General features: G+C 69.2%; 18 protein-coding genes. 9 read left to right on the forward strand and 9 right to left on the reverse strand.

All coding sequences use genetic code 11. The features are described 5' to 3' along the window. On the forward strand, positions 1 to 1,982 hold a 1,982-nt coding region (locus tag ACFQ4H_RS29310; RefSeq protein ID WP_377577109.1), incomplete at its 5' end, for a hypothetical protein. Between the two features lie 165 nt (positions 1,983 to 2,147). Here ACFQ4H_RS29310 and ACFQ4H_RS29315 read toward each other — a convergent pair. The 3 genes from ACFQ4H_RS29315 to ACFQ4H_RS29325 form a co-directional block, all read right to left on the reverse strand. Continuing rightward, the gene (locus ACFQ4H_RS29315; RefSeq protein ID WP_377577112.1) at positions 2,148 to 2,642 is read right to left on the reverse strand and encodes an SRPBCC family protein; all 495 of its coding nucleotides are present in this window, start codon (positions 2,640 to 2,642) and stop codon (positions 2,148 to 2,150) included. Then, positions 2,639 to 2,977, reverse strand: a complete 339-nt coding sequence (locus tag ACFQ4H_RS29320) for an ArsR/SmtB family transcription factor (protein ID WP_377577115.1) — start codon at positions 2,975 to 2,977, stop codon at positions 2,639 to 2,641. Before ACFQ4H_RS29320 ends, ACFQ4H_RS29315 begins: the two co-directional genes overlap by 4 nt. Before the next feature lie 306 nt (positions 2,978 to 3,283). Next, positions 3,284 to 5,659: a glycosyl hydrolase family 18 protein gene (locus tag ACFQ4H_RS29325; RefSeq protein ID WP_377577118.1), complete on the reverse strand. Its 2,376-nt coding sequence runs from the start codon at positions 5,657 to 5,659 to the stop codon at positions 3,284 to 3,286. A 410-nt stretch (positions 5,660 to 6,069) separates the two neighbouring features. Between ACFQ4H_RS29325 and ACFQ4H_RS29330 the strand changes: the two genes are divergently transcribed. After that, positions 6,070 to 6,465: a hypothetical protein gene (locus tag ACFQ4H_RS29330; RefSeq protein ID WP_377577120.1), complete on the forward strand. Its 396-nt coding sequence runs from the start codon at positions 6,070 to 6,072 to the stop codon at positions 6,463 to 6,465. 92 nt (positions 6,466 to 6,557) lie between these two features. Here the strand turns inward: ACFQ4H_RS29330 and ACFQ4H_RS29335 are convergent, their stop codons facing one another. Next, complete coding sequence (locus ACFQ4H_RS29335; protein WP_377577123.1) at positions 6,558 to 8,711, reverse strand: amylo-alpha-1,6-glucosidase; 2,154 nt, start codon at positions 8,709 to 8,711, stop codon at positions 6,558 to 6,560. Between the two features lie 143 nt (positions 8,712 to 8,854). Here ACFQ4H_RS29335 and ACFQ4H_RS29340 point away from each other — a divergent pair, with 143 nt between their 5' ends. After that, positions 8,855 to 10,027: a low temperature requirement protein A gene (locus ACFQ4H_RS29340; protein WP_377577126.1), complete on the forward strand. Its 1,173-nt coding sequence runs from the start codon at positions 8,855 to 8,857 to the stop codon at positions 10,025 to 10,027. Between the two features lie 153 nt (positions 10,028 to 10,180). Next, positions 10,181 to 10,777 carry a nicotinate-nucleotide adenylyltransferase gene (locus tag ACFQ4H_RS29345; protein WP_377577128.1) on the forward strand — a complete coding sequence of 199 codons (597 nt, stop codon included), beginning with the start codon at positions 10,181 to 10,183 and terminating at the stop codon, positions 10,775 to 10,777. A 30-nt stretch (positions 10,778 to 10,807) separates the two neighbouring features. Here ACFQ4H_RS29345 and ACFQ4H_RS29350 read toward each other — a convergent pair whose 3' ends face one another. From ACFQ4H_RS29350 to ACFQ4H_RS29360, 3 genes are all read right to left on the reverse strand, one after another. After that, entirely contained in the window at positions 10,808 to 11,407 is a 600-nt protein-coding gene (locus ACFQ4H_RS29350; RefSeq protein ID WP_377577130.1) for a hypothetical protein, read from the reverse strand. A 152-nt stretch (positions 11,408 to 11,559) separates the two neighbouring features. Further along, on the reverse strand, positions 11,560 to 12,192 hold the full coding sequence (locus tag ACFQ4H_RS29355; RefSeq protein ID WP_377577133.1) for a hypothetical protein: 633 nt from the start codon (positions 12,190 to 12,192) through the stop codon (positions 11,560 to 11,562). Between the two features lie 4 nt (positions 12,193 to 12,196). Then, positions 12,197 to 13,546 (reverse strand): hypothetical protein, encoded by a 1,350-nt coding sequence (locus ACFQ4H_RS29360; protein ID WP_377577135.1) that lies wholly within the window; start codon positions 13,544 to 13,546, stop codon positions 12,197 to 12,199. 274 nt (positions 13,547 to 13,820) lie between these two features. Between ACFQ4H_RS29360 and ACFQ4H_RS29365 the strand changes: the two genes are divergently transcribed. Beyond that, positions 13,821 to 14,507, forward strand: coding sequence for a response regulator (locus tag ACFQ4H_RS29365; protein WP_377577138.1), 687 nt, complete (start codon positions 13,821 to 13,823; stop codon positions 14,505 to 14,507). A gap of 109 nt (positions 14,508 to 14,616) precedes the next feature. Here the strand turns inward: ACFQ4H_RS29365 and ACFQ4H_RS29370 are convergent, their stop codons facing one another. Continuing rightward, complete coding sequence (locus tag ACFQ4H_RS29370; RefSeq protein ID WP_377577141.1) at positions 14,617 to 15,876, reverse strand: sensor histidine kinase; 1,260 nt, start codon at positions 15,874 to 15,876, stop codon at positions 14,617 to 14,619. A 242-nt stretch (positions 15,877 to 16,118) separates the two neighbouring features. Between ACFQ4H_RS29370 and ACFQ4H_RS29375 the strand changes: the two genes are divergently transcribed. The 3 genes from ACFQ4H_RS29375 (at position 16,119) to ACFQ4H_RS29385 (ending at position 22,286) form a co-directional block, all read left to right on the forward strand. Continuing rightward, positions 16,119 to 17,246, forward strand: coding sequence for a phospholipase D-like domain-containing protein (locus tag ACFQ4H_RS29375; RefSeq protein ID WP_377577144.1), 1,128 nt, complete (start codon positions 16,119 to 16,121; stop codon positions 17,244 to 17,246). A gap of 220 nt (positions 17,247 to 17,466) precedes the next feature. Then, on the forward strand, positions 17,467 to 19,323 hold the full coding sequence (locus tag ACFQ4H_RS29380; RefSeq protein ID WP_377577147.1) for an RNA ligase family protein: 1,857 nt from the start codon (positions 17,467 to 17,469) through the stop codon (positions 19,321 to 19,323). Between the two features lie 2 nt (positions 19,324 to 19,325). Then, complete coding sequence (locus tag ACFQ4H_RS29385) at positions 19,326 to 22,286, forward strand: poly(A) polymerase (RefSeq protein WP_377577149.1); 2,961 nt, start codon at positions 19,326 to 19,328, stop codon at positions 22,284 to 22,286. A 184-nt stretch (positions 22,287 to 22,470) separates the two neighbouring features. On the opposite strand, the gene ACFQ4H_RS29390 is transcribed toward ACFQ4H_RS29385, so the two are convergent. Then, positions 22,471 to 23,550: a right-handed parallel beta-helix repeat-containing protein gene (locus tag ACFQ4H_RS29390; RefSeq protein ID WP_377577152.1), complete on the reverse strand. Its 1,080-nt coding sequence runs from the start codon at positions 23,548 to 23,550 to the stop codon at positions 22,471 to 22,473. A 284-nt stretch (positions 23,551 to 23,834) separates the two neighbouring features. Between ACFQ4H_RS29390 and ACFQ4H_RS29395 the strand changes: the two genes are divergently transcribed. Further along, positions 23,835 to 24,815, forward strand: coding sequence for a DUF2332 domain-containing protein (locus ACFQ4H_RS29395; protein WP_377577155.1), 981 nt, complete (start codon positions 23,835 to 23,837; stop codon positions 24,813 to 24,815). Positions 24,816 to 24,853 lie beyond the last annotated feature (38 nt).

Raw genomic sequence — 24,853 nt, forward strand, 5'->3', positions numbered from 1 at the left:
CGCCCGGCCGGCCCGGCGACATCTCACCCACGCCGTGGCCCCCGGGCGAGGCATGGGGCAACCCCGTACCGTCGCCGCGAGCGCCCGAGAGCGACCCGGCACCGGCCGGTAGCCCCGGCCTCGGCGCGCCCAGGGTGCCGGGTGCCACCACCGGACGGGAGGTTCCGGCCTACCAGCCGGGTCCGTCGCCCGGTTTCTCCCCGGCGAACGCGGTTCCGCTGCCGCCGCAGGAGCCCCGGGTCCCCGGTGCCACCCTCGCGGCTTCCCGGGCCGCCGGTTACGAGCAGCCCAGTGGTGGCTTCCCGCCCGCCGGTCACGAGCCGCCGATGGGCCACGCACCGGCATTCGATGCCCGCCCCCCGGGGGCCGGCAGCATGTACCCGCCGGCGAACGACCCGGCCTTCCCGAACGACCCGGCCTTCCCGCCCCGCAATGCCGGACCGGAGCAGCCCTGGCCGGCTGCCGCACCGGAGGGGTCGTCGTGGCAGCCCGAGCCATCCGGTCCGGCCGCCTACGAGCAGCCGAATCCCGTGGCCGCCGCTCCTGCTGCGCCGTTCGTTCCCGCCCCCCGCTCATCCAACGAAGCCGGACTCGCCGGGCTGGCCGCCATCCCTGAGCCGACGGAGACGGATCGGCCCCGGGGCACCGCCAGCGTCGTATCGGCCAGCGCCTCGGTGCCCATGGCCAGCCGGGTCGCACCGCCTGCGGAAGGAGATCTTCCCGCGGCGGGGATTCCAGCCCCCCGCCCCCGGGTCTACGGTCGTCCCGCAAGCGCCGAGCCGGTGGGCCAACCGGACTCCCCGGGTGACCAGGACGGACACTGGCCGCCAGCCGACGTCGCGCCGCACCGGGATCCCGCACCGTTCCCCGAGCCGGCTCCGTTCGGTGAAGCACACCCGTACGGCGAGCCGGCCCCACCGGCACATCCTTATGGCGAGCCGGCCCCGCACGCTGAGGCGGCACACCCCTACGGTGAGCCGGCCCAGTACGGCGAGCCTGCTCCGCACGGTGACGCGCATCCGTACGCCGAAGCGCACCCGTACGGCGAGCCGGCACCGCACCAGACTCCGGACGGTTACGCCGATCCGTTCTCGCCACCGGCGTCCGCCTCGGCCCGGGTGGCCCCGCCTGCTCCCGTGTCCGGCCCACCGACTGCCGAGCCGCCGCACTTCGCGGGTGCCGGTGCTCCCCCCTTCGGTGACCTGCTCAACGGTCCTGCCAACGGTCGGGCACCTGGTGCTCCGGTCAACGGATCCCCGCTGGGTAGCCCGGTCAACGGATCGCCGCTCGGCGGACCGGTCAACGGATCGCCGCTGGGTGGCCCGGCCAATGGTTCCCCGCTGGGTAGCCCGGCCAACGGTTCCCCCCTGGGTGGGCCGATGAACGGTTCCCGGCCCGGGGGTCCGCCACCCGCTGGAGGTGCCCAGTTCGGTGCTCCAGCCGACTACCTCGACGAGCCGGCCCCGTACGGCGAGCACCCCGCTCCGTACGGCGAGCACAACGCATTCGCTCCTGCCGTACCGACGAGTGGCCCGCCCGGCCGCCCCGGATCGCCGGCCCCGGCCGGACTGCAGTGGGGACCGGAACCCGAGTCCGACCAGGGACGGTTCGACGCCTTCAAGCCGGACGAGGCGCCCAAGGTCGAGCCGCCGGCACCCAAGGTCCGCAACGGACGGGTGCTGCTGGCAGTGCTGGTAGCGGCCGTTCTACTGCTCGGGGTGCCGCTTGGTGCGCTCTGGCTGATCGGCAAGAGTGGCGACAGCGCGGACCCGTCGTCGTTCAACCCGGAGGTCGGGGCGTGCGTCAAGCAGTCCGGTGACAAGCCGGTGATGGCAGACTGCGGTGACGAGGGCGCGTTCCAGGTGGTGTCGAAGGTGCCCGACAAGGCACAGTGCACGGACGTCACCCAGCCGCACATCGTGGCACCGCTCGGTGACGGCAAGGAACAGGTGCTCTGCCTTCAGAAGAAGACCGCCCAGTAGTCGACGACAGGTCGGCGGCACCTGGTCGACCCGCACATTTCCAGCTTCCGGGCCGGGGCAGCGCTCAGCTGTCCCGGCCCGCGGCTGTCCGGCTGAACTGTCCCGGGCCCACAGCTGTCCGGCTGAGTGTCCCGGCCCGCAGGCTGTCCGGCTGAGGGTTGGAAGTCAGCGTGGAACGTCGGCCAGCAGTTCGTCGATCTGGCCCAGGGCCAACCGCATCCCTTCCTCCGCGCCCATCGACAGCACCTGCTCGAACTGTTCGTCGTTCGTGAACTTCGCGACCAGCGTCATCCGCGTACCGGAGTCGATGGCCTCGAGCGTCACGACCGAGCGCATCGGGTCCATCGAAGCCAGGGGTTCACCGTTGTCGTCGGCGAAGCCGTCGTCGAACTCCAGCCGGTGCGGCGCTTCGATCGCGATGATCGTCCACCAACCGCGTGACTTCTGCCCCTCCGGGCCGGTCATGTAGTAGCGAGCCCCGCCGCCCGCCACGAATTCGTACCGCTCGAAGGTAGCCGGCCAGGTCGGCGGCCCCCACCAGCGCTCCAGTTGGCGCGGGTCCTCCCAGAGCTGCCACACCCGCTCGATCCCGGCGTCGAACTCCGCAACGAAGGTCATGGTCAACGCCTGGCTGTCCTTCACCGCACTGACTACGGTCACTGTTCGTCATTCCCTTCTCGATCTTCGGTCAAAATCTGCCCGATCTGGTTGACGCGGTGTCGCCAGATCTCCTCGTACGCATCCAGCAGTCGGGTCGCCCGACGAAGTGCTGTCAGATCACCTTGGACGATCTGCTCCCGTCCCCGTCTCGTCTTCCTGACGAGCGAAGCCCGTTCGAGAACCGCGACGTGCTTCTGCACCGCCGCAAAACTCATCGGGTAGTGCTGAGCGAGCATCGAAACGGACTGCTCGCTGCGAATCACCCTGGCCAGGATGTCGCGCCGGGTCGCGTCCGCCAGCGCCTGGAAGATGCGGTCGACATCGGCTTCGGCCAACCCATTTACAACCATGTGGTTGTACGTTAACCGCAATCGACCCGGGGCGCTACCAGACGCGCACATTGCGGCCAGATTTTTCCGTTGTTATTGCCAGCAAACTGCAACTACGCCATGATGGCAATATGGGCCTCAGCGGTCGACCGTCGGGGTTCTTGCGATGATCCCGGGCGTCCGGGGGATGAACCCCCGGACGCCCCCGCGCGTCACCCACGTCCGGCATCCCGATCCCCGCAGTGGTGACGACGAAACGGGCCGGCCCCGGGATGTCCCGGAACCGGCCCGCCGTGTCCGTGCGTCGTCGGGTCAGAGGCCGGTATGCAGCGCCGACATCAGCGAACCGTTCGCCGTGTCACCGGACATCTCCCAGATCATCACGCCGAGCAGGCCCTGCTGTTTGAGCCAGGCCGTCTTCAGCCCGATCGACCAGGGATCGTCGTACGTCCACCAGGTGCCGTTCGCCCCGGTGTAGCAGTACGTCGACACCGACTGGGTGTCGTGGTGGACGGTGCAGTTCGGCACCATGGCCAGCAGGTTGCTGTAGCCGCGGGTGCCGGCCTCCTCAGCGAACTGTCCCGGTGCCGCGCCGTTGGCCGCCTGCCACTCCCCGTTGACCCCACCAGCGGCGACGCCCTGCCAACCCCGGGCATAGAACGGGACGCCCAGGGTCAACTGACGGGGGTGCACCCCCGCGTCGAGGTACGTCTGCACGGCCAACTCGACGCTGAACTCGAACGGGTACGGGTCCTGCTCGTCCCGGTAGAGGTTGCCCTGATGTCCCGTACGGTTCGGCTCCCAGGAGTTGTCCGAACCGGCGCCGTGGAAGTCGTACCCCTGCACGTTGGCGAAGTCCATGTAGTCGAAGACGCTCGGCGTACCGTCGGTCTTGCTGATGTCCCAACCAGCATCGATCTTCGCGGGGTCGGCCGGGGTGAACGCGGTGAGCAGGTAACGCTTGCCGGTGCCCGCACTCAGTTCGTCCAACTGCCGGCGGAACTCGGCGAACAACGCCGTGTTGTTCGCCTTGTCCTGCGGTCCCCAGTGGTTGCCCGGGTGTCCCTCGGCACCGGGCCACTCCCAGTCGAGGTCGATGCCGTCGAAGATGCCGGCCGCGACCCCGGCGCCGCCGGCACCGTTGTAGTTCGGCAGGTTGCCCTTGATGTAGATGTCGAGGCAGGACCGCACCAACTTCTCCCGGGACGCCGGGGTGGCCGCCGCGTCCGAGAAGTACTTGGAGTACGTCCAGCCACCGATGGAGATGAGCACCTTCAGGTGCGGGTACTTCGCCTTCAGCTTCTTGAGCTGGTTGAAGTTGCCCCGCATCGGCTCCCAGCCGGTGTCGGCGACCCCGTCGACGCTCTGCGCCGCGCTGAACGGCCGGCCGTAGTCCGCCTCCGCGTCGCCCGCGCCGGTGCCCTGGTCGGGATCCTGCGGATCCGGGGTGGTTCCCTTGGTGACGCCCTGGAGGCAGGTCAGGTTGACCGGGTCGAGGTTGGCGAAGGCGTAGTTGATGTGGGTCAACTTGGCCGCCGCGCCCGACGTGTCCAGGTTCTTCACGAAGTACTGTCGGCCATAGATGCCCCACTGCACGAAGTAGCCGACCTTGGCGTGGTTGCCCGCGCCGACCGCGTCGTCGGTGGTCACCGTCACCGGCGTGCTGGCCGGCGAGACGTTGTCGTAGTTGTCGCGGGCCTTGACGGTGAAGGTGTACGGGGTCAGCGGCGCGAGGCCGGTGACGACGACGGTGGTGGCGGTGGTCGTACTGAGGACCAGGGTGCCACCCCGGTAGATGTCGTAGCCGGCGATACCGCTGGGGTCGGTGACCGCGTTCCAGGCCAGCGTCACGCTGGCCGAGGTCTTGGCCGTGGCCCGTAGATTGCCCGGTGCCGGGGGTGGCGTGGTGTCGTCGGCCGGGTTCAGCGTGGTCGCACTGACCGGGGCACTGTCCGTCGACACGTTGCCCCGGGTGTCCTTGGCCCGCACGGTGAAGGCGTACGTCGTGTTGGGCGTCAGTCCGGACACCGTGCCGGTGACCGGTACGTTGCCGGTGCCACCGGTGACGCTGGCCGCGAGGGTGCCGTCCCGGTAGATGTCGTAGCCGGCGATCGGGAAGTCGGTCGCCACCGCCGCCGTCCAGTTCAGGGTCACCGTCTTCGTCGTACGACCGGCCACCGTCACCCCGGTCGGAGCGCCGGGTGCCCGGTCCGGGGTTCCGTCACACTTGTCCCCGTTGATCCGACAGTTGAGTGGCTGCGCGTTCGACCCGTACGCGATGAACCAGAAGCTGTGCGGCTCGGTGCTGCCACCGGCCGGGATCGTGCCGTTGTAGTGGGCGTTGGTGACCTTTACGTGGGTGCCGCTGGAGGTGACGACGCCGTTGTAGCCGTTGCCCAGGGTCACCCCGGGTGGCAGGTCGAACTCCAGCGTCCAGCCGTTCACGGCGTTGGCCGTCCCGTTCCGGATTATGTACTTGTCGAGGTGCCACGAGCCGTTGTCGGTCGTGGAGAAGGTCGCGGTGAGGCCGGCCGCCGCCCGTGCCGGATTCGCCGGCAACGTGACGAAGAGGCTGGCCAGGAGCAGAAGCGCAGCAGCGGCGGCGCGGAGGGGACCAGCACGGCGGACAGCGCCGCGAGGCTGGGGCGCACGACGGGCGGCGCCCCGGTGGGCATGGGGAAGGAACACGTTGACTCCCACGGGTGCGACAAGGACCGGTAGTTGCCTTCGGATCCGGGGAGACCCCACCCGAGAGGGACGCTGTGCAGCCGCGCCAACCCCCGCTCGTCACCCCGCCAAACAGAGATCGACATCTCTCACTCTGTTAGGTTTGTTAACTGTATGGCCGGGCGGGCATGTCGTCAATGCACGGAAGCCGTACGGCCGACACACCGGAACGCCGTACGGCGGCACGCCGCAATGCTGTACGGGCGGCACACCAGGCCCGCAGCTGCGCAGCCGGCCGTCGGTGACTGGCCCCGGCCGCCCGGGGGCAACCGGCGTTTGCCCCGGGGGCGATCGGGTAGACGACGTTCGGTGCCCTCCCCGAGGTATCCGATGCGGGTGAGGGGCTACTCATCGAATCCGAGGAGGAAAAGATGAGCACGCAGGCACCTTCGAGGCAGCAACAGACGCAGCAGCGGCCCGACTGGGAGCTGAGTGAGCGGCAGGACCGGGACATGCGGGACATGCCAACCCGTCCCATGCCCGCCCAGGGCATGGCACCGCGACCCGCCGACCACGTGCATCCGAGCCCGGCACCGGGCACGGAGACCAAGTCGTCGCTGAAGAGCACGGAACTCTGGATCTACCTGGCCGCGGTGGCCGGTGTGCTGATCGCATCCCAGGTCGTCGGCCGGAACAGCACCGGAGTGGACATCTTCCGGGCGGACAACGCCTGGTTCATGATCACCCTGCTGACGATCGGTTACCTGGTCAGCCGAGGTCTGGCCAAGGCCGGTAGCGCCTGGCGGGGCAGCGCCGACCGGCGGTGACCCGGCGGGGCAACACAAGCGAGGGCGGTGGTCTCCGGATTCGTCCGGGGACCACCGCTTTTCCGGTTGTCTCCTCGCAGAGGCCCGGCCCGTCAGGCGGCAACCTGGTCGATGCGGCCGGTCCGACCGGTCGCGTCGATGCTCCAGTGGCTGCCGAAGGCGCAGACCTGCCGAGCGGTGATGCTGCCGATCTCCGGCGGGATGTCCGGGTCGATGACCAACCGCCCGTCGACCGGGTTCAACCCGACCATCGCCCGGACCAGGTTCAACGGGGCCCCGGCTGCCCAGGCCTGCGGGCTGCAGGCGGTGGGGTACGGCACCGGAAACAGGGTGCGTTCCCGGTAGTAGCCGCTCATCGCCTCGGGTAGCCGGTTGCCACAGGCGGCTGCGGCATCGAGTAGGGCGAGGGCGATCCGGTTGGCCTCGCTCCGGAAGCCGTACCGGACCAGGCCGAGCACGGCGATCGAATTGTCGTGCGGCCACACCGTGCCGAGGTGGTAACCGAGGGCGTTGTAGCCGGCGTCCTCCTCGGACAGCGTACGGATGCCCCAGCCGGAGAACATCGCCGGTGAAAGCAACTGCCGGGCGACGTGTTCGGCACGCTCGGGCGGCACGATCCCGCTCCACAGCAGGTGCCCCATGTTCGACGTCTTCGAGTCGATCCGGTCCTTGTCACCGTCCAGCCCGACGGCGTAGTAACCACCCCGGTCCTCGATCCAGAAGTCCCGGTTGAACCGGTCGTACAACTGCTGCGCATCCGCTCTCAGCCGAGCGGCAAGCACCCGGTCCGCCAGTGGTCCCTCGGCCAACTCGGCCAGCCGCACCTTGGCGTCGTAGACGTAGCCCTGGATCTCGCAGGTCGCGATGGGCAGGACCGGAATCCGGCCGTCAGCGAACTGCACCCCGTTCGGGGAGTCACGCCAGCACTGGTTGCCGAGCCCCTCCGGGGACCGGGTGGCGTACTCCACGTACCCGTCGCCGTCCCGGTCGCCGTACCGGTCGATCCAGGTCAGCGCGGCCAGCGCGTTGTCCCGCAGCGATCGGACCAACTCGTCGTCACCGGTCCAGCGCCAGTACTCCGACAACAGGATCAGCCAGAGCGGGGTGGCGTCGGAGTTGCCGTAGTACGGCTTGTACGGTTTCAGCCCCCGGCGGGTCAGTTCCCCGCTGCGGATCTCGTGCGGGATCCGGCCGGGTTCCTCGTCGTTACGGTCCTCCTGCCGGGTGCCCTGGAGCCGGGCCAGGGCCAGCAAGGCCCCCTTGGCCATCCGGGGCCCACTGATCAGGGTCTGGTACGCGGTGATGATGGTGTCCCGGCCGAACATGGTCAGGAACCACGGCAATCCGGCGGCAGGCAACGCGATCCGCTGCCCGTCGACCTCATGGTCCAGCCGCAGCGCCGCCAGATCCACGCGGGACTGTTGCATGATCTTTTCCAACATCGGGTTTCCACTGGTCAGCGTGGCACTCTCGGCGATCCACTGACTGACCGGATGGATCACCCGGTGGTGGAACACGTCGGCGATGTCGCCCCGTACCGGCTCCACCACCCCCAGGCCGGCGGACAGCGGTACGTGAAGATCGATCTTCCACTCCTCACGTGGGTTCAGGTCCACCAGCCACACCAGCTCGTCCCCCTCGACCCGGTCGGCGGGTGGATCGACGCTGAGCCGCGTCTGGGCCACGTAGCCATCCTGTTCGTACCTGAACGACAACTCCGATCCGTCGGGCGCATGGCGCCGGTCGATCGAGGCCGACCGGTCCGACACCACGGACTTGATCTCGAACAGGTCGGCGAAGTCGGCCCCCACCGCCAGACGCAGCTCGATCTGGACCGTCCCGGCTCCGTAGGAGAGCAGTTCGATCCGTTCGTGGAACCCGTCACCCACGTACCGGAGCCGCCGCAACCCGAGCGTGTCCGGTGGCAGGCCGGCCAGCTGCCCGTTCGTCAGAAAGAACTGTGCCGAATAGTGGTCGACGGAACCGGACCGCAGCACCAGCATCCGCCCGCCGTTGACCGTCAGTTCCCACCGGCTCAGCAGCCGGGTGTCCAGGTGGACGAGGCCGCCAATACTGCCGGCCGGTACATCGCCGACCGAATCGGAATACATGAAGGTCGGGCCGCTGGAGACCGCGATCGCGTTCGGGCCCAACTCGGGTGGCATCGCACGATGGTCGCCCGCCCGTCTCACCACATCGGGCAAATCCGGTATCGGGTCCACCGGCGTGGGGCGGATGGCTGCCATGGCAAAACGCTACGGGCAGCATCACTTTCCGTCATCACCCGATGCGGGTGATGACGCCTGCTGGTACTCGCAGAACGGGCGCTGGCCACCATACGGCCTCAGGATCCACGTGATACCGCTATTCGGCTGTTATCGTGCGCCGGGTGACCGAACGGCGTTTCGGCGACCCGCGCCAGCCGGGCGACCGGACCCGCGCAGCAGCGGACCGGCATTCGAGCTGGCTGGAACTCTTCTTCGATCTCGCCTTCGTCTTCGCGGTGACCACGATCAGCACCCGCCTCGGCGATGACGCTGCGCTGTCCTGGGCAAAGGGCCTGACCGTCCTCGGACTCTTCACCGTCATCTGGTGGGCCTGGATCGGTCAGGCCTTCTTCGACACCCGGTTCGACTACGACGACGTTCCCCAGCGACTGAGCGTCCTGGCGGCCATGGTGGGGGCCGGGGCCATGGCCGTGGGCATCTCCGAGGTTCCCCGGACAGCGCTCTTTCCGATCGGCTACCTGATCGTCCGCACCGCCCTGCTCGGCCTCTACCTCCGGGTGGCCGCCAGTCACATCGGCTTCGGCTGGGTCACCCACGTGTACCTACCCGGTTTCGGGATCGGCTGGCTGGTCTGGCTCGGGTCCCTCCTCGCCCCCGCCGACACCCGGCCCGGGCTCTGGGCGTTCGGACTCGTCATCGAACTACTGACCCCCTGGGTCGGTCGTTATCTGCTCAAACGCGCACCGGTGAACACCTCACACCTTCCGGAACGAATCGGCCTCTTCACGATCATCCTGCTGGGCGCCACCCTGACCGAACTGCTCGACGCCGTCTCCGACGCGCCATACGCCCGGGTCTTCGCCAGCGCGGTCGTCGCCTTCTGCGTACCCGCCTCGCTCTGGTGGATCTACAGCGGCTTCGTGTCGAAAGGGGTCTCCCAGCAGCAGCTCAAGGGCGGGCAGTCGTACGCCTATCTGCACGGCTGCCTCGGCGCGGCACTGCTACTGCTCGGTTGGGGACTCGGGCAGAGCCTGCGCCTGGTCGGGGAGGAGGTCGACCGGACACCGATGGCACTGCGGGTGGTGCTGACCCTCACGGTAGCCACCTGGATGATCTGCGGAATCGGCCTCCAACGGGTCACCTTCGGTACCTTGAGCGCCACCCGGATGTGTATCGCCGCCGGCGGGATCGCCCTCACCACCGTGGTCACCCTGACGATGCCGACACCGGTACTGACCATCGCGGCACTGGCCGTGAGCCTCGTCGCCTACGCCGCAGTGGTCAATCGACACCTGGCCCGAACCAACGTGCAGACCGACCCCCTGGACGCCTGACCTCTCCAACTACACCTCGCCCCCGGAAGGGCATGGCGCCGGGTCGGTACTCGGGCAACAATTGGTCGGCATCCCGGCCCCGGAACGGGGGCCACCGTGCAGCGTCACCGCCCTGCCCCTGCCCCGACGATGGCGATCCAGGGGGATACGAGCATGCCTGCCGACCGTACTCCAGAATCGACACTGCCCCGGGAGGGCTTCGCGCACGGTCGATTCCAGATCCTCCACCTCGACCATCTCGACTACCTGTTGGCTGCGGCAGCCAACTGCCGCTTCCTGCGCGTCGGCGTCACCCAGCCGGACTCGAACCGGCTGCTGGACTCGCATCGGGGCGCCGGCCACCGCCACCAGCCGACAGCCAATCCGCTGACCTTCCAGGAGCGGGCGACGATGATCCGGCGGACACTGCTGGCGCATGGTCTGGACCGTGACCGGTTCTCCGTCCAGCCGTTCCCGATAGAGCAGCCAGAGCTGCTCACCCGGTGCATACCACCGTCCGTCGTTGCCTTCACGACGATATGCGACGACTGGAACGTACGTAAGGTCGAGCTGCTACGGGGCCTGGGATACGACGTACGGATCCTGCGGTACAGAGGGGCGGATCGGATAAGCGGCTCGATGGTCCGGGAGCTGATCCGGCAGCAGCGCCCGGCGTGGATGTCGTTCGTCCCCCCGGCCTGTCGGGACTACCTACTCGAACTGGACATCGAGCACCGACTGCGGCATTCGGCGGACGAGAACCAGGGCTAGCTGTACAGCTAGCCGAAGGTCGGCATCGCCTCAGATGGCCGGCTCGGCGACGATGCTGTGCGGCTCCAGCTTGACCGAGAACCGGATCCCCCCGATCGTGGTGGAGTTGTCGGTGTCCGCGTTCTTCTCCGCCCAGTCGAACGCCTGCTTACGCAGCTCCGCGTTCCCGGACAGCAGGGCGTCGGCCATGGTGGCGAAGAGCGAGGAGCAGGCCTTCGCGCCGGGCTTGAATTCGCAGTCCGCCCGGACATACCGCACGTGTGTCTCGTCGTCGAACTCGATGTCGACGGTCAGGTCCCACTTCAGGTCGCCCGGGGCAAGGCACTCCAGACGCTGTTTGGCCTCGCTGAGGGTCCTGCCCGGCGGATCGGGAGGTGCACAGGTGTAGGAGTTGGCCTTCTTCATCCAGTCTTCGACGACAACCCCGACCTTGACTCCGGGCAGGTAGCGGCGATCCGCAGTGGGGAAGTCGGCGTCGGTCGGCGGCAGCGCCGACAGCAGCTCGGGGTTCGTGGTCAGGGTGCCGGTGACCCAGCCGGAGCCCGCACCGGTGATCCCACACAGCACCAGGGACAGGACCACGGCCAGTACCAGGAGCACCCTGCCCGGTCCCGAGCGCTTGGGGACCACCGGTGGACGGAACGGTGCCGGCCCCCCAGCAGCCGGAGGTGCCGGTGCACCCAACGGTGCCCCTGCCAGGGGCGGTACCGGCGGACCCGGCGGTGCCCACTGGCCGCCACCCCACTGCGGGCCACCGCTCGCGGGCGGTTGATGTGGCATGTTCACCCTTGCCTCACCCAGATCCGGAGCCGGAGAATCCGCTTCTGCTCAGCCGTCAACTCGCAGTTGTAGCTACCGATGGTGGCCATGGCCTTGTCGCCGCTCTCGAACCGTTGGGTCAGCCAGCCGCGAACCTCCTCGACGGTGACCGGATCACCACCAAACGGTAGGGAACCGATCCAGAGCAGGAACGACTTGGTCGCCGCCGGGATCTTCTCCTCTTCGTCGGACCGCACCGACGCGGAGAGATCGTTGATCAGGTTCTCGTGGGCGCCAAAGTAGGCCTCGAACTCGGTGCCGGCGATCCTGAGCTGGCACCGCCAGTCCCCGTACTGCTCCTCGCACGTGAAGCCCTTCTGCTTGAGCGCGTCGACCAGCACGCTCGGGCTGATCGGGATGCACCGGATGGTTCCGCAGCGGGCGGTGAATTCCGCGAGTTCGGCGTTGCGTGCCAGGAGGAACGTGCCGGCACCGGCGCCGAGCAGCGAGACCAGCCCGATCATTGCGGCAACGAGAACCAGCCGTCCCCAGCTCAACCCACGTCGCTCGACGTTCGATGTTGGGGTGGCCGGGCCGGGCAGCCCGGAAGGCGGGTTGGCCGGGCCGGGCGGCGGGATGGGTGGCGTCACCTGCACCGGGTCACGCTCCGTTCCGTACGAAGCTCGCCCACTGCTGGATGAAGGCGCTGCTCGTCATGCCGAGGACCCGCTTACAGATGGCGTTGAAGATCGGCGCCTCGGCCATTGGCTGCCCCTCGGTGTCGTTGTACTTGATCACACTGGCGTAGAGCTCGACGGCCGCCGAGCGGCCCTTCCGCCGCTCGACGAAGTAGAAGACCGTCGAGGAGAGCGCGTAGTTGAAAGCCGATTCCTTGCCGTAGAAGTCCTTCGAGGTGGGCAGCCTGCCCTTGAAGGCGCCGGCTGCCACCCGGCTGCCGATGAACGGACGCTCGTTGATCTGTTCGGTCCAGCGGGCGAAGCCCTCCACGGCCCAGGTCGGCGCGCCCAGCACCCAGCCGCCCGGGCTGAGCGTGGTCGCCCGGGACCCGATGCTGTGCGCGAACTCGTGCCGAATGACGCGACGCGGGTCGTCGTTGAAGTTCGCGATGGTCCTGAGGTTGACCACGACCCGGGATCCGGCGTACTGCCCGTTGTAGATGTCGCCGTTCTGCCGCACGCCGTACTGCGGAATCTGGAAGCCCTCGACCTCGGGCTTGAAGTTGCTGGCGCTACCCAGGCTGTACCACTTCTTGAAATTCTCCTCGTCCCTGGTCAGGAACAGCACGTAACCCGGGAAGCGGAGCCGGTCGCCCCAGAGCGACTCGACATGCTGGATTTCGCCCCGCGCAGCATCGGCGTAGCGCTGGAGGTCGGACACGCTGCCGTCACCGATCAGGCAGGCGTTGTCCACGTACTGCACGGTCAGCGGGGTGAGATGCCAGGGGGCGTTCCCCGGCAGACTGTTGTACGCGTTGAGTTCCTCGGCGTTCTCCTTGGTGACCGGCAGAATCTCGGTGATCACGAGACGGCCGTCCCGGCGAACCACCGAGTAGCGGTAGCTGGTTGCGGGTGCCACCCCACCGGGACCGGCATCCGCGGTCAACTGCACCACCTCGTGCACCGGCATGAACCGGTGCACCTCTCCCTCCGGCCTGTCGTTGGCCTGGCTGGCGATGTACTGGAAGGTGGTCAGCTTGAGCTTTCGCAGGTTGGTGAAGAGGAGCTTCTGCTGCTCGACGAGCTTGCCGTTGTTCTGGTCGAGGTCCACCAGGAAGGCCGCCTCGTCCCCCTTCTGCAACGCCTCCGCCCGTTGGTTGAGCAGCGCCTGTAGGCCCTGCGCGGTGGGCTCGCCAGTGGACTGGCTGCCCTGGTCCTGGAGCTTCGGCCGCTCCGGCTTGCTACACCCGGCGACGAGGAGACCGGTGCTGAGCAGCAGAGATCGTCGCGACCAACCACCACAGATTCCGGCTCCCCGCTGCTGCTGCCGCACGTCTCGCTCTCCCCCGATATCCCGAACGAACGCCCGATAGCCGTAATCCAGGCCATGCCATGAGTAGGGCGATGGAACGTACTCAAGCTAGGCGGTCTTCGCCGAAGTGGCATCCCGCACCGGGTTGGTCTCCAGTGGACAACCAGTACGGTAGTTGCCCAGGCATCTACAACCTACGCAGTAGGCCAGCGCGATCCGACCACTCCTGTGGTCGTAGGCTCGTGTGGCACCTTCCAGGTGCAGTGCGTCGATCCGGTAGAAGGACAGGAAGCCCATGCCCAGCACCAGTCGGTCGATCGAGGTCCTCGTCGTCGACGACCAGATACTGATCCGGGCCGGTCTGGTCGCACTGCTCCGGGCGTCCCCGGGCATCTCGGTGGTCGGCGAGGCCGCCGACGGCCACGCTGCGGTGGCGATGGCCGCAGCCACCCGGCCGCAGGTGATCCTGATGGACATCCGGATGCCGGGCCTCGGGGGAATCGACGCCACCCGCGAGATCCTCGCCGCAGCCGGCGACGACCCGCCCCGCATCCTGGTCCTGACCACCTTCGACCTCGACGAGTACGTCTTCGAGGCACTCCGTGCCGGGGCCAGTGGCTTCCTGCTCAAGGACACCGCGCCGGAACGGCTGTTGGCCGCGATCACGGCGGTGGCGGCCGGAGACATGCTCTTCGCCCCAAGTGTCGTCCAACGGCTCATCGAGGCGTTCGCCAGCCGTACCGCCCCGGAGCCGGACGACACGCCCGCGCTCGACGTCCTGACCGAACGGGAGCGCGAGGTGCTGATGCTGGTCGGCAAGGGACTGGCCAATTCGGAGATCGCCGAACGCCTGGTGATCGCCAAGGCGACGGTCAAGACCCACCTGAACCGGACCATGGCCAAGCTCAATCTGGCCAGTCGGGCCCAGGCGGTCGTCCTCGCGTACGAGTCCGGGCTGGTATCGCCACGGTCCGGCGGCTGAGTCTGCCCGGACTCCCGGCGGGGCCTGCCGGATCCCGGCGGGCCTGCCGGATCCCGGCGGGCCTGCCGGGTCCCGGCGGGCCTGCCGGATCCCGGCGGGGCTGCCCGGTTCAGTCCGCAGGCCGCGTCGGGGCGGGCGTGAACCCACCGCCGCTTCCGTCCGCCATCGCCTCGCTGTCGTCCCCTGCCGACGCACCGGTCGGCAGGGCCAACGTGACGGAGAAACCACCTTCGGACCCGGGGCCGGTATGCACGCTTCCACCGTAGAGTCGGGCCCGCTCGTGCATCCCGATCAGACCGTGACCGGTCACCGGGCCCGGCGCGGCGCCCGGTCCATCGTCCACGATCCGGATCGTCAGCAACCCGGCCGTACGGTAGTCGAGTTCCACCACGACACTGGCGTTGCGGGCATGTTTGAGGACGTTGGTCAGGGACTCCTGGACGACCCGGTAGGCACAGAGGTCGGCCCCCGGCGGCAGCGGGCAGGCCGTGCCGGTCACCACCACCTCGACCGGGACGCCTGCGGAGCGGACCCGGTCCACCAACTCGTCGAGACGACCCAGCCCCGGCGCTGGATCGTATCCCCGGCCGTCGGTCTGCCGATCCGCGTCGGCGACCCGAAGTACGGTCAGCAGCCGCCGCATCTCCTCCAGCGCCTCGTGACTGGTATCGACGATGGTGTCCAGGGCGTTTCCGCTGGTGGCCGGGTCGGTGGCCAGCACGTACCGGGCCAGACCGGCCTGTACCGAGATCACCGACATGTGGTGCGCGACCACGTCGTGCAACTCGCGGGCGATCCGTACCTGTTCCGCCACGACCGCGCTGCGCGCCCGTTCCTCCCGCTCCTGGCGAAGCTGCTCGGCCAGTTCGAGCAGGCGGTCGTTACGGTCGGCCAACCGTCGGGCACCGGTGCCGAACAGCCAGGCCACCGCCGTGGCCACCAGGGCCTGCGCCATCGCGGTCCCCACGGTGTAGACCTCGGCGGTCAAACCGCTGTAGAACACCACCGCCACGGTCAGCGCCGCTGCGGAAGTGGCGGTACGCGCGGGCCGCATCGCAGCCACCGTGTACAGCGCCAACAACGGTCCGAACAGGTTGAAGGCCGGCACGTAGCCCTCGCCGAAGTACCACACCACCGCCGCGCAGGAGGCCAGCAGGACGGGAACCGGGGCCCGGCGACGCAGGCTCAGTGGAAGGTTGACCAGGCAGGTCAACACCCAGGCCTGGCCGTCGAAGGTACGGAATCCGGGCGCACGGTAGTCGCCACCGAGCCATATCGTGGCCACGATCATCGCGATGGCCAGCGAGGCGTCGACGGCGATCGGCGGCACGTCGGACAGCCGATGCCTCAGTCGGCCCCAGATTCGCATCCGCAGATCCTGACATCCCCTCCCCCCTGAAAGAGGACGTTCCCGCCTGCCGTGCCGTTGTCGGGCCACCTGAAACTACGGCGGTACGCACGGACCACCACACACGCCTACGGCGGTAGCCGGATGAAACCAAGGCGGTATTGACCGATATCACCGTACTCTGATTGTCTCGCCTCGACGGGCGCACGGGGTGCCCGCATCCATCGGACGGGGACGCCATGCGAAGAACGGTACGGCTTGTCGTGGCCGGCCTGCTATCGGTGATCGCCACGGCCGGGATACCGGCCGTCGCTCCCGCCACAGCCGCAGCGACGCCGGTCACCGGGGCGGTGTTCAACAACCCGACCGGTACGACGGCGCAGAAGTACGCCATCGTCAACCGGATCCGTGAGCTCATCCAGGGCTCGCCCAGCGGCTCGACCATCCGGGTCGCGATCTACAACACCACCGACCAGAACATCACCGCCGACCTGATCGCCGCCCGGGACCGGGGGGTGAACGTCCGGGTGGTCGTGGACTCGGACCGGGCCGACGAGACCGCAGCGACCACCCTGATCTCTGCGTTGGGCACCAACCGGGCCAACGCCTCCTGGGTGGTGGTCTGCACCGCCGGACGGGCCTGCATCGGCAACCTCAACACGCCGATCATGCACAACAAGTTCTTCCTCTTCTCCAGCACACTCGGTGCCGCCAACGTGCTGGTGCAGTCGTCGGCCAACCTGAACTGGTCCAACAGCGAGCGGTACTGGAACAACGCGCTTCAGGTCGTCGGCAACACCGACATCTACAACAGCTACGTCGCCTACCACGGCGACCTCGCTGCCAAGGTGAAGAACAACGACTACTACCGGACGACCTCGGTCGGCGGGGTGAAGTCGTACTTCTTCCCACGCGCGGGTTCGGGGGCGAGCACCGACACCATCGCCAACGCGCTCAGTGAGAACGTCACCTGCACCGGAAACACCAGCACCGGTACGGGTACCGGCCGGACGATGATCCGGATCGCGATGTGGTCGTTCACCCGGGTCGAGGTGGCCAACGTGCTGCGTTCCCTGGCGAACCAGAAGTGCTGGGTGGACATCGTCTACGCCGAGTCCACGCCCGAGGTGTTGGCCGCGCTCAACCACGACCGGATCATGGTCTACAAGCTGAACAACGCCGACGGTTACCTGGTGCACTCGAAGTACATGGCCATCGAGGGCACCTACGCCGGGGTCCGGGACACCAAGCTGGTCTTCACCGGCAGCCACAACTGGAGCTACTCCGCGCTGCGGGAGAACGACGAGGCGCTGCTGCGGATCACCTCGGCATCGGTCCACGACGCGTACCGGTCGAACTTCTGGGCGCTGCGGACAGCGGCCGGAGGCTGACAAGAGCAACAACCTGGGCGGGTGCGCGGCTGTGGGGGGAGCCGCGCACCCGCCTTCTTTCGTCTCCAGGCCGCTGACCTGCCCGCCCCCTTGGTCTCCGGGCGGATATTCGATGGCCCTCCCGCCGGCCCGTTTTGTACGTTCACCGCGACCTGTGCTTCTCCACGACGTGGATCGTCGTCGGGAATCGGTGTACGAAATCGGGTGTCAGGAGCGGCGAATGCGAGTGCACTACCCGCGCACCCCGCACCTGCCCTGGTCACCCGGGGCGACCTCGGACGACGTACGGGCCGGTGACCTGTCCGGGCTGATCGGCCGCGAGGTGGTCGTCACCGAGAAACTCGACGGCGAGAACACCACGCTGTACGACGACGGGCTGCATGCCCGTTCACTCGACTCCGCGCACCACCCGTCCCGGGCCTGGGTGAAGGCACTGCACAGCAGGATCGGCCGGTCCATCCCGGCGGGCTGGCGGGTGTGCGGGGAGAACGTCCACGCTCGACACTCGATCGCCTACCAGGACCTGGAGAGCTGGTTCTACGCCTTCTCGGTCTGGGCCGGTGACCGATGCCTGGACTGGGACCAGACTGTCCGCTTCACCCGCCGGCTGGGTGTCCCCGTACCGCCCGTGCTCTGGCGGGGCACGTTCGACGTACGGGCGATCCAGGCGATACGGCTGGACACGGCACGGCACGAAGGCTACGTCGTACGGACCGTCGACGGGTTCCACCGGGACGAGTTCGGACACCGGGTGGCCAAGTGGGTACGCCGGGGGCACGTACAGACCGACGAACACTGGATGCTGGCCCCGGTCGTGCCGAACGGTCTCAGCCCGGCCGCCGCCCTCTGGGACGTCCGCTCGGGAGCCGGGCCGGACGTGTCCGCCCTGCTCACGGCGTTGGGCCCGGCAACCGTGGAGCCGGCCGGCGAAGCGGCACGGGCAACCGTCGAACGGACCGGGGCGGTCGTGGCCGATGCCGCTGCCCGGCTCGACCTGCTCGGCCGGACCGGTGACCGCCGGCTGGCCGGCGTCCTGGCGGCGCTGCTGCACACCGGCCATCGGGGCGGCCTAGCCGCCCGGCTGGCGGACTCGCTCGGAGTACCCCTGGCCCGACGGATCGCCGACCTCGTCGGGCTGTACGCCAACCTGCACCGCCCCTTCCCCGACGAGGCCCGCCGGGCCGGGCTGGTACGGCTGGCCAGCGCGGTCGACCTGGGTGTGCTGCACGCGGTCTCCGCCGCAGTGCTGACCGGTCGCGACGAGAAGGCTGACGAAGCGGCTGGCGCAGCCGGGTCGGACGACGCAGCCGGGTCGGACGACGCAGCCGGCGTAGCCGAGGCCCGTCATCAGGTCGCCTGGTCCGAACTGCATGCCGAGGAGGCCGGTCTGCTCGGTACGGCACCGCTGGACCCGCTGCGCCTCGGCCTGGGCCGGGCGCTACGCGAAGCCGGGCCGGCCCAACTGCCCGACGACTGCGGACCCGACGTGGCGGACCGGTGCTGGGCCGAGGCGCGGGATGCCTTCGGGCAGGGCCGGATCACCACGCCGGAGGAGGCTGTGGCGCTGACCTGGCGGTGGCGGGACGGCGGGTTTCCCCGGCTCATCATGCTGGTAGGGCCGTCCGGCAGCGGCAAGAGCACCTTCGTCCGAGGGCTCACGCATGTCGACGACATCGTGTCCCTGGACGACCTGCGTCAGGCCCGGGGCTCCCGTTCCGACCAGCGGGCCAATGCGGCGATCCTCCACGAGGGACTGCGCCGACTCGACGCCGGCCTGGCCGGTGGCGGAACCGTCGTCTGGGATGCCACCGCCCTCAACCGGCAGCAGCGGTCCCTGGTGCAGGCTGTGGCCGAGCGCCGGGACGCGTTGACGACACATGTGGTCATGCTGGTCCCGGAGGACGTACTGACCCGCCGTAACGCGGAGCGGCCACACCCCGTACCGCCGGATGTCCTCTCCGCCCAACTGCGTCGCTTCGCCCCGCCGTACCCCGGCGAGGCACACCGTACGTGGTACGTCGGCACGGCGGGGACCGTCCAGGACACCGCCGGTGCCCTGGCCGACGAGGGGAGCTGACGATGCGTACGAGCGAGGAGGTCTACCACCGGATCCGCTGGGATCCCCGCTTCGACCCGGCCCGGTTCGTCCTCGGCGTCAACGTGCGTGGGGTGGCCCCCAAACGCGTACCCCTGCCGGCGTTCGTACCGGGTGGCGACATCCCCTGGCACCGGATCCTCTTCATCGAGGCGGACGGCGAACTGGTCTGGGACCGGTCGACCGGCCTGGACCGGATCGACGCGTCGCAGGTCGGGGCGGCTCGCCAGCCACGACGGCTGCGGGCACCGTTCTTCACTGCCAGGACGCCGTACGCCTGGGAGCCGATCAGTGGCTGGCAGCCGGCGGACCCACCACCGGCCGTACCGTCGACTGATCCGCCGGCCGCGACGGCGAGCCTGCGCGTACTGACCTGGAACACCCTCTGGGACCGCTACGACTCGGACCGGATCCACACCGCCCGGCGCCGGCCGTTGCTGCTGGCGGCGCTGGAGGCGGCCGACCCGGACATCATCGCGTTGCAGGAGGTGGAGGCCGAACTGCTCGACCTCCTGCTACCGGCCCACTGGGTCCGGGCCGGATACACGCTGGGCACCGACCCGACCGGCCGGGACATCGACGACACCGGGCTCCTCCTACTCAGCCGCCTGCCCATCCGGGAGGCGGGGCAGCATGTCCTCGGCCGGCACAAGGCGGTCGCCGCCATCACCGTCGAGACGGTCGCCGGGCCGGTGACCGCAGCCGTCACGCACCTCACCAGCGACCACGCCGAGAATGGCGCGGCCCGACGGGAAGCCGAACTCGCCCAGCTCGCCGAGGCACTGGCCGGAGTGGACGGCAACGTGGTCCTCTTGGGCGACTTCAACGACGGTGGAAGCAGACCCGCCCGGGTGCTCGGCCTCCGGGATGCCTGGACCGAGGTCCACGGACCCGACGACCAGACCGTCACCTTCGACCCGACGGTGAATCCGCTGGCGGCGGTCTCGTCGCTCTCCGGCCGGAGGTCCCGGCTCGACCGCGTACTGCTGCGCGGCCATGACCTGCATGCTGCCGGCGCGGTCGTACGTGGTGACACACCCGCGACCCCGGACGGCCTCTTCGTCTCGGACCACTACGGCGTCCAGGTAGATGTCATGATCGGTCGACGCGACACCTCGGGTGGCGGTCTCCTGGACGTACCGTCGACGGCACGGACGGCGGTGGCCTGGCTCCCGCCGGCGGAACTCTGCTCGGCGGTCGAGGAGATCCGTCGGGAGCACGATCCACAGGTGGACCGCTGGCCGCCGCACGTCAACCTGCTGTTCGGGTTCGTACCCGAGTCCTGTTTCGAGGAGGCTGCTCCGCTGCTGGCTGCGGTAGCGGCGGCGGCCGTCCCGTTCACCGCCCGGCTCGACGGCGTACGCGCCTTCGCGCATCGGCACGACGCCACCGTCTGGCTCGATCCGGCTGCGGCGGGGACGCAACCGTGGGCCGGGTTGCGGGAGGCGCTGGAGCGGGCGTTTCCCGGCTGCCGGGGGCACGCGGAGGGCTACACCCCGCACCTGACCCTCGGGAAGGCACGGGACCCGCAACGGCTCATCGCCACCTGCACCGCCCGGCTACCAGGCATGTCCGCACCCGTCGGGGAGTTGGTCCTGCTCTCCCGCCGGGGTACGGGACCCATGCTGCCCCGGGCCACCGTCACCCTCGGTACGGGCGAGGTGCGCTGGCTGGACCACGGGTCACCGGCACCTGAGGCCCGCTCATCGGTCCACTCCTCGGTCCGCTCCTCGGTCCGCTCCTCGGTCCGTTCCTCGGTCGGTTCCTCGGTCGGTTCCTCGGTCGGGTCCCGGGTCGGTTCCGGATCAGCTGGACGCCGGGACGTCGACCGGGCGGCTACCGTCGTGGACCGGCTGCGCGCCGCCCTGCCCGACGGGGTACTGCACGTCACCGGGTCACGCCGGCTCGGCTGCGCGTCGACCGATGCCGACCTGGACCTGGTGGTCGCCCTGCCGGGCCGAGCCGACCTTTCCGAGGTACGAATCGCCACCGCCCTGCCCGAGGCCACCGGGATACGGCGGGTGGTCGGTGCCCGGGTGCCCGGATTCCGGCTACGGGTCGACGACCTCGACGTCGACCTGGCCGTGGTCACCACCGGGAGCATCCCTCCCGCCGAGGCGGTGTCCCGCCGTACGGAGCTGGGCGACGGCGCGGCGGTCGCGCTGAGCGCGGTCAGTGACGCGGACGCGATCCTCGCCGAGGTGGGCGGGGACCGGACGGAGTTCGCCTGGTTGGCCCGCCGGGTGAAGTCCTGGGCGAAGGCGCGGGGCCTCGATTCGGCGCCCTTCGGTGGGCTACCCGGGCTGGCCTGGACCATCCTGGTGGCCCGGACCCTGAAGGATGGCGATCCGTCGGACGACCTGATCGGGCGTTTCTTCGGGATGTGGGCCGCGTGGGACTGGCGTCAGCCGATCGGCCTCCGACCGGACGATCATCTGGGGGCGGACGACTCCGACGCGGCGGTACGGATCATGACCCCCAGCGCACCCGTACGGCTGTGCAGTGAACAGGTCGGCATCGGTGGACGGGACCTGTTGACCCAGGAGCTCTACACCGCTTGGGAGACCGTCGAGGCCGCCGCCGAGGCCGGCAGTGATCCCTGGCCGGCGTTGCTTTCGGCGCCGCCGCTGCATCGACGCCACGCCGCCTGGGCGGTCGTGACCGTACGCGCGGGACGGTCCGAGCAGTTCGCCGTGACGCTCGGCCGTACCCGGGGTCGGATCCGCGCGCTGATGACGGCACTGGAACGGGCCGGAACCCGGGATGTCCACGCCTGGCCGCGTCCCTTCGAGACCGGTCCGGATCTGGCCCGGTACGCGATCGGCCTCGGCCGGACACCACCGGACGCGGCCCGGCTGGCCGAGGTCACCGGCCCCTGGACTGCCGGCATGTACGGCGTCACCGTCGACCGGGCCGACGGCGGCGAGTTGCCGACGCTGCGCTGACCGGGCCAGGCCGGGCAGGGCAGGGCAGTGTCGGCTCGGCCAGTGGTCAGCCGAGCCGACACTGCGGCGACCAGTCCGGACAGCGCCGGCCATGGTCGGCCGACGCTGCCGTCAGTCCGGTGGGAGAACGAGTGGTGGTGGTGCTCGCCCGGGCGACAGGCTGGGCCTCAGCCGGGAACGGTGTTCAGACGAGCACGGTGATCGAGGAGTGCGAGCCGGCGGTGCCGTAGACACCACCCAGGTAGGGGGTCGGTCGGTTGGGGTCACCGATCAGGCGGGCCGCCACGTAGTCCACGCCGGGTGCCAGGTACAGCGACCACATCATTCCCTTCGCGGGAATCCACGAGCCACCACCACCGGTACGTTGATACGACACACCTTCGATGTTGACGGCGGAACTGGCGACGTAGAAGCCAGCGGAGTACCGGTCGGTACCGGGGTCACCGATACCGGTGGAGTCGGCCGTGCAGCCGGAGAGGTTGCTGCCATGGCCGTACACCTCGAATCCACATCCCCGGGTGTCCTGTGCCTCACAGCCGACCACGGTCGCCCGGGCACTGCCGATCCGGAACCCCGGGCCGGGGGTGTCCCCCGTGCCCGCGCTGTAGACCTTGCTGCCCCAGATCTTGATGTTGCCACCGGCCAGGTTGTAGCCCCCCAGCTTCCCGCCCTGGGCGGAGCAGCCGCTGACGAAGCCGTCCGAGGACTTGAAGTGGTAGGCCCACCCACCGGCATGTTCCACCCGGCAGTCGGTCACCTTGAACTCCCGCTGACCGCCCGAATAGTCCCCGCCGAGGTAGATCCCGTCGCCGGTGGTCTTCGCCACGAAGACCCGGGACAACCAGGGGGCCGGGTCCGGGCCGTACGAGCTGGGACTGGCACTGATCTGGAGGTTGATCCCGTTGGCAACCAGGTTGGCGCCATCGAAGCCGATGTCCCGGATGGACATGCGTGAGCCGGTGAAGGTACCCGTCGGCGTCTGCACCATCGCGGTACCGGTGAAGCCGGAGGCGGCCCGTAGCAGGGTGGAGAGCGGTCCGGTGCCGACCAGACTCTGCCGATCGCCGAGCACGATGGGGGCCTTCAGCGAATACGTGCCACCCGTGACGAACACGGCCCCCTGCCCGACGGTGGCCAGGGCGTCGTTGATGGCCTGCTGGGCCCCGACGGCCGGGTCGACCTCGAACGGCGCACCCGAACCGGCCGGCCCGACCCACGGAATGCCCTGAACCACCGCCGCGTACGCCGGAGATGCCGCGCCCACCACGACCGGAACCGCGGTTGCCGCGCAAAGGGCGGAACCTGCGGCCTTCAACAGTGAGCGTCGACCGTTCTCCGTCGTGCCTTTGCCAGATGAGGATTCCGCCATACCGATCCTTCCACCGACCAGGGATCGAATGTCCCGAAAGGACACCTGGACTGGGCGCAATCATGCCAGTCGAAATCATGAGGTTCAAACATCCCGCCTGACCGGCCCCGGAAGTCGCGCAGCGGGCGGGGAGACGCGGATCACGGCAGGGCCGTACGCCGCTGTGCGAACATCGCACGGTGACGGTCGCATCGAGGTACGCCGAGTTCGCCGTACGCGAGGTTCGTGGGGAATCACCCTCGTACGAGCAGCTGTCGCTGGCGGTCTCCCGTGACGAGGAACTCCTGGCGCTGCTGGGCACGCTGCCCCCGGCGAAACAACAGCCGAACCTGCTGCTGGGCGTCGTCCGGTTCCTCGGCGGTCCGGTCGACGATCCGGCCACCTTCCATGACTTCACGATCTCGAACTGGCCGGTCATCGAGGCGGAACTGCGCAGTCGGGCGACGCAGACCAACGAGGCCGGGCGGTGTGCGTTGCTGCTGCCGGTGCTGGCCGCGCTGCCGCAGCCACTGGCGTTGCTGGAGGTCGGCTGCGCCGCCGGACTGAATCTGTATCCCGACCGGTACGCGTACCGCTACGGCAACCACCAGGTCGGGTCGGACGGCCCGATCCTCGACTGCACGATCACCGGCACCGCCCCGCCGACCCGGCTACCCGAGGTGGTGTGGCGGGCCGGTCTGGACCTGAATCCGCTCGACGTGACCGACCCGGGGAACATCGCCTGGTTGGCAGCGCTCATCTGGCCGGAGCACCACCACCGCCGGGCCCGGCTGCGGGCGGCAGCCGCCATCGCCGCAGCGGACCCGCCAAGGTTGGTACGCGGCGACCTGGTCGACGATCTCCCGGCCCTGGCCGCCCAGGCACCGGCCGGCGCGACGCTGGTCGTGTTCCACACGTCCGTGCTGTACCAGGTCCCGGCCGAGCGCCGCGCGGCGTTCGTGGAACTGGTACGCGGACTACCCGGACACTGGATCTCGGTCGAGGACCCGGCCGTACTGCCCCATGAGGGACTGCCGTCACCACCGGATCGGGCGGCGCACAACGTGCTCACGCTGGATGGCACGCCGCTGGCCTGGACCCGCGGGCACGGACAGGCGATGGCATGGTTCGGCGCGTCACCGCAAACCTCGCCGATGCCGACTGACGGCGGTACGGGCTGACGCCCGGCACTGGCCGCCGTGGCGGCATCCACTGTCAG

This window comes from Micromonospora sonneratiae, assembly GCF_042679305.1.
Taxonomy (GTDB): Bacteria; Actinomycetota; Actinomycetes; order Mycobacteriales; family Micromonosporaceae; genus Micromonospora_H; species Micromonospora_H sonneratiae.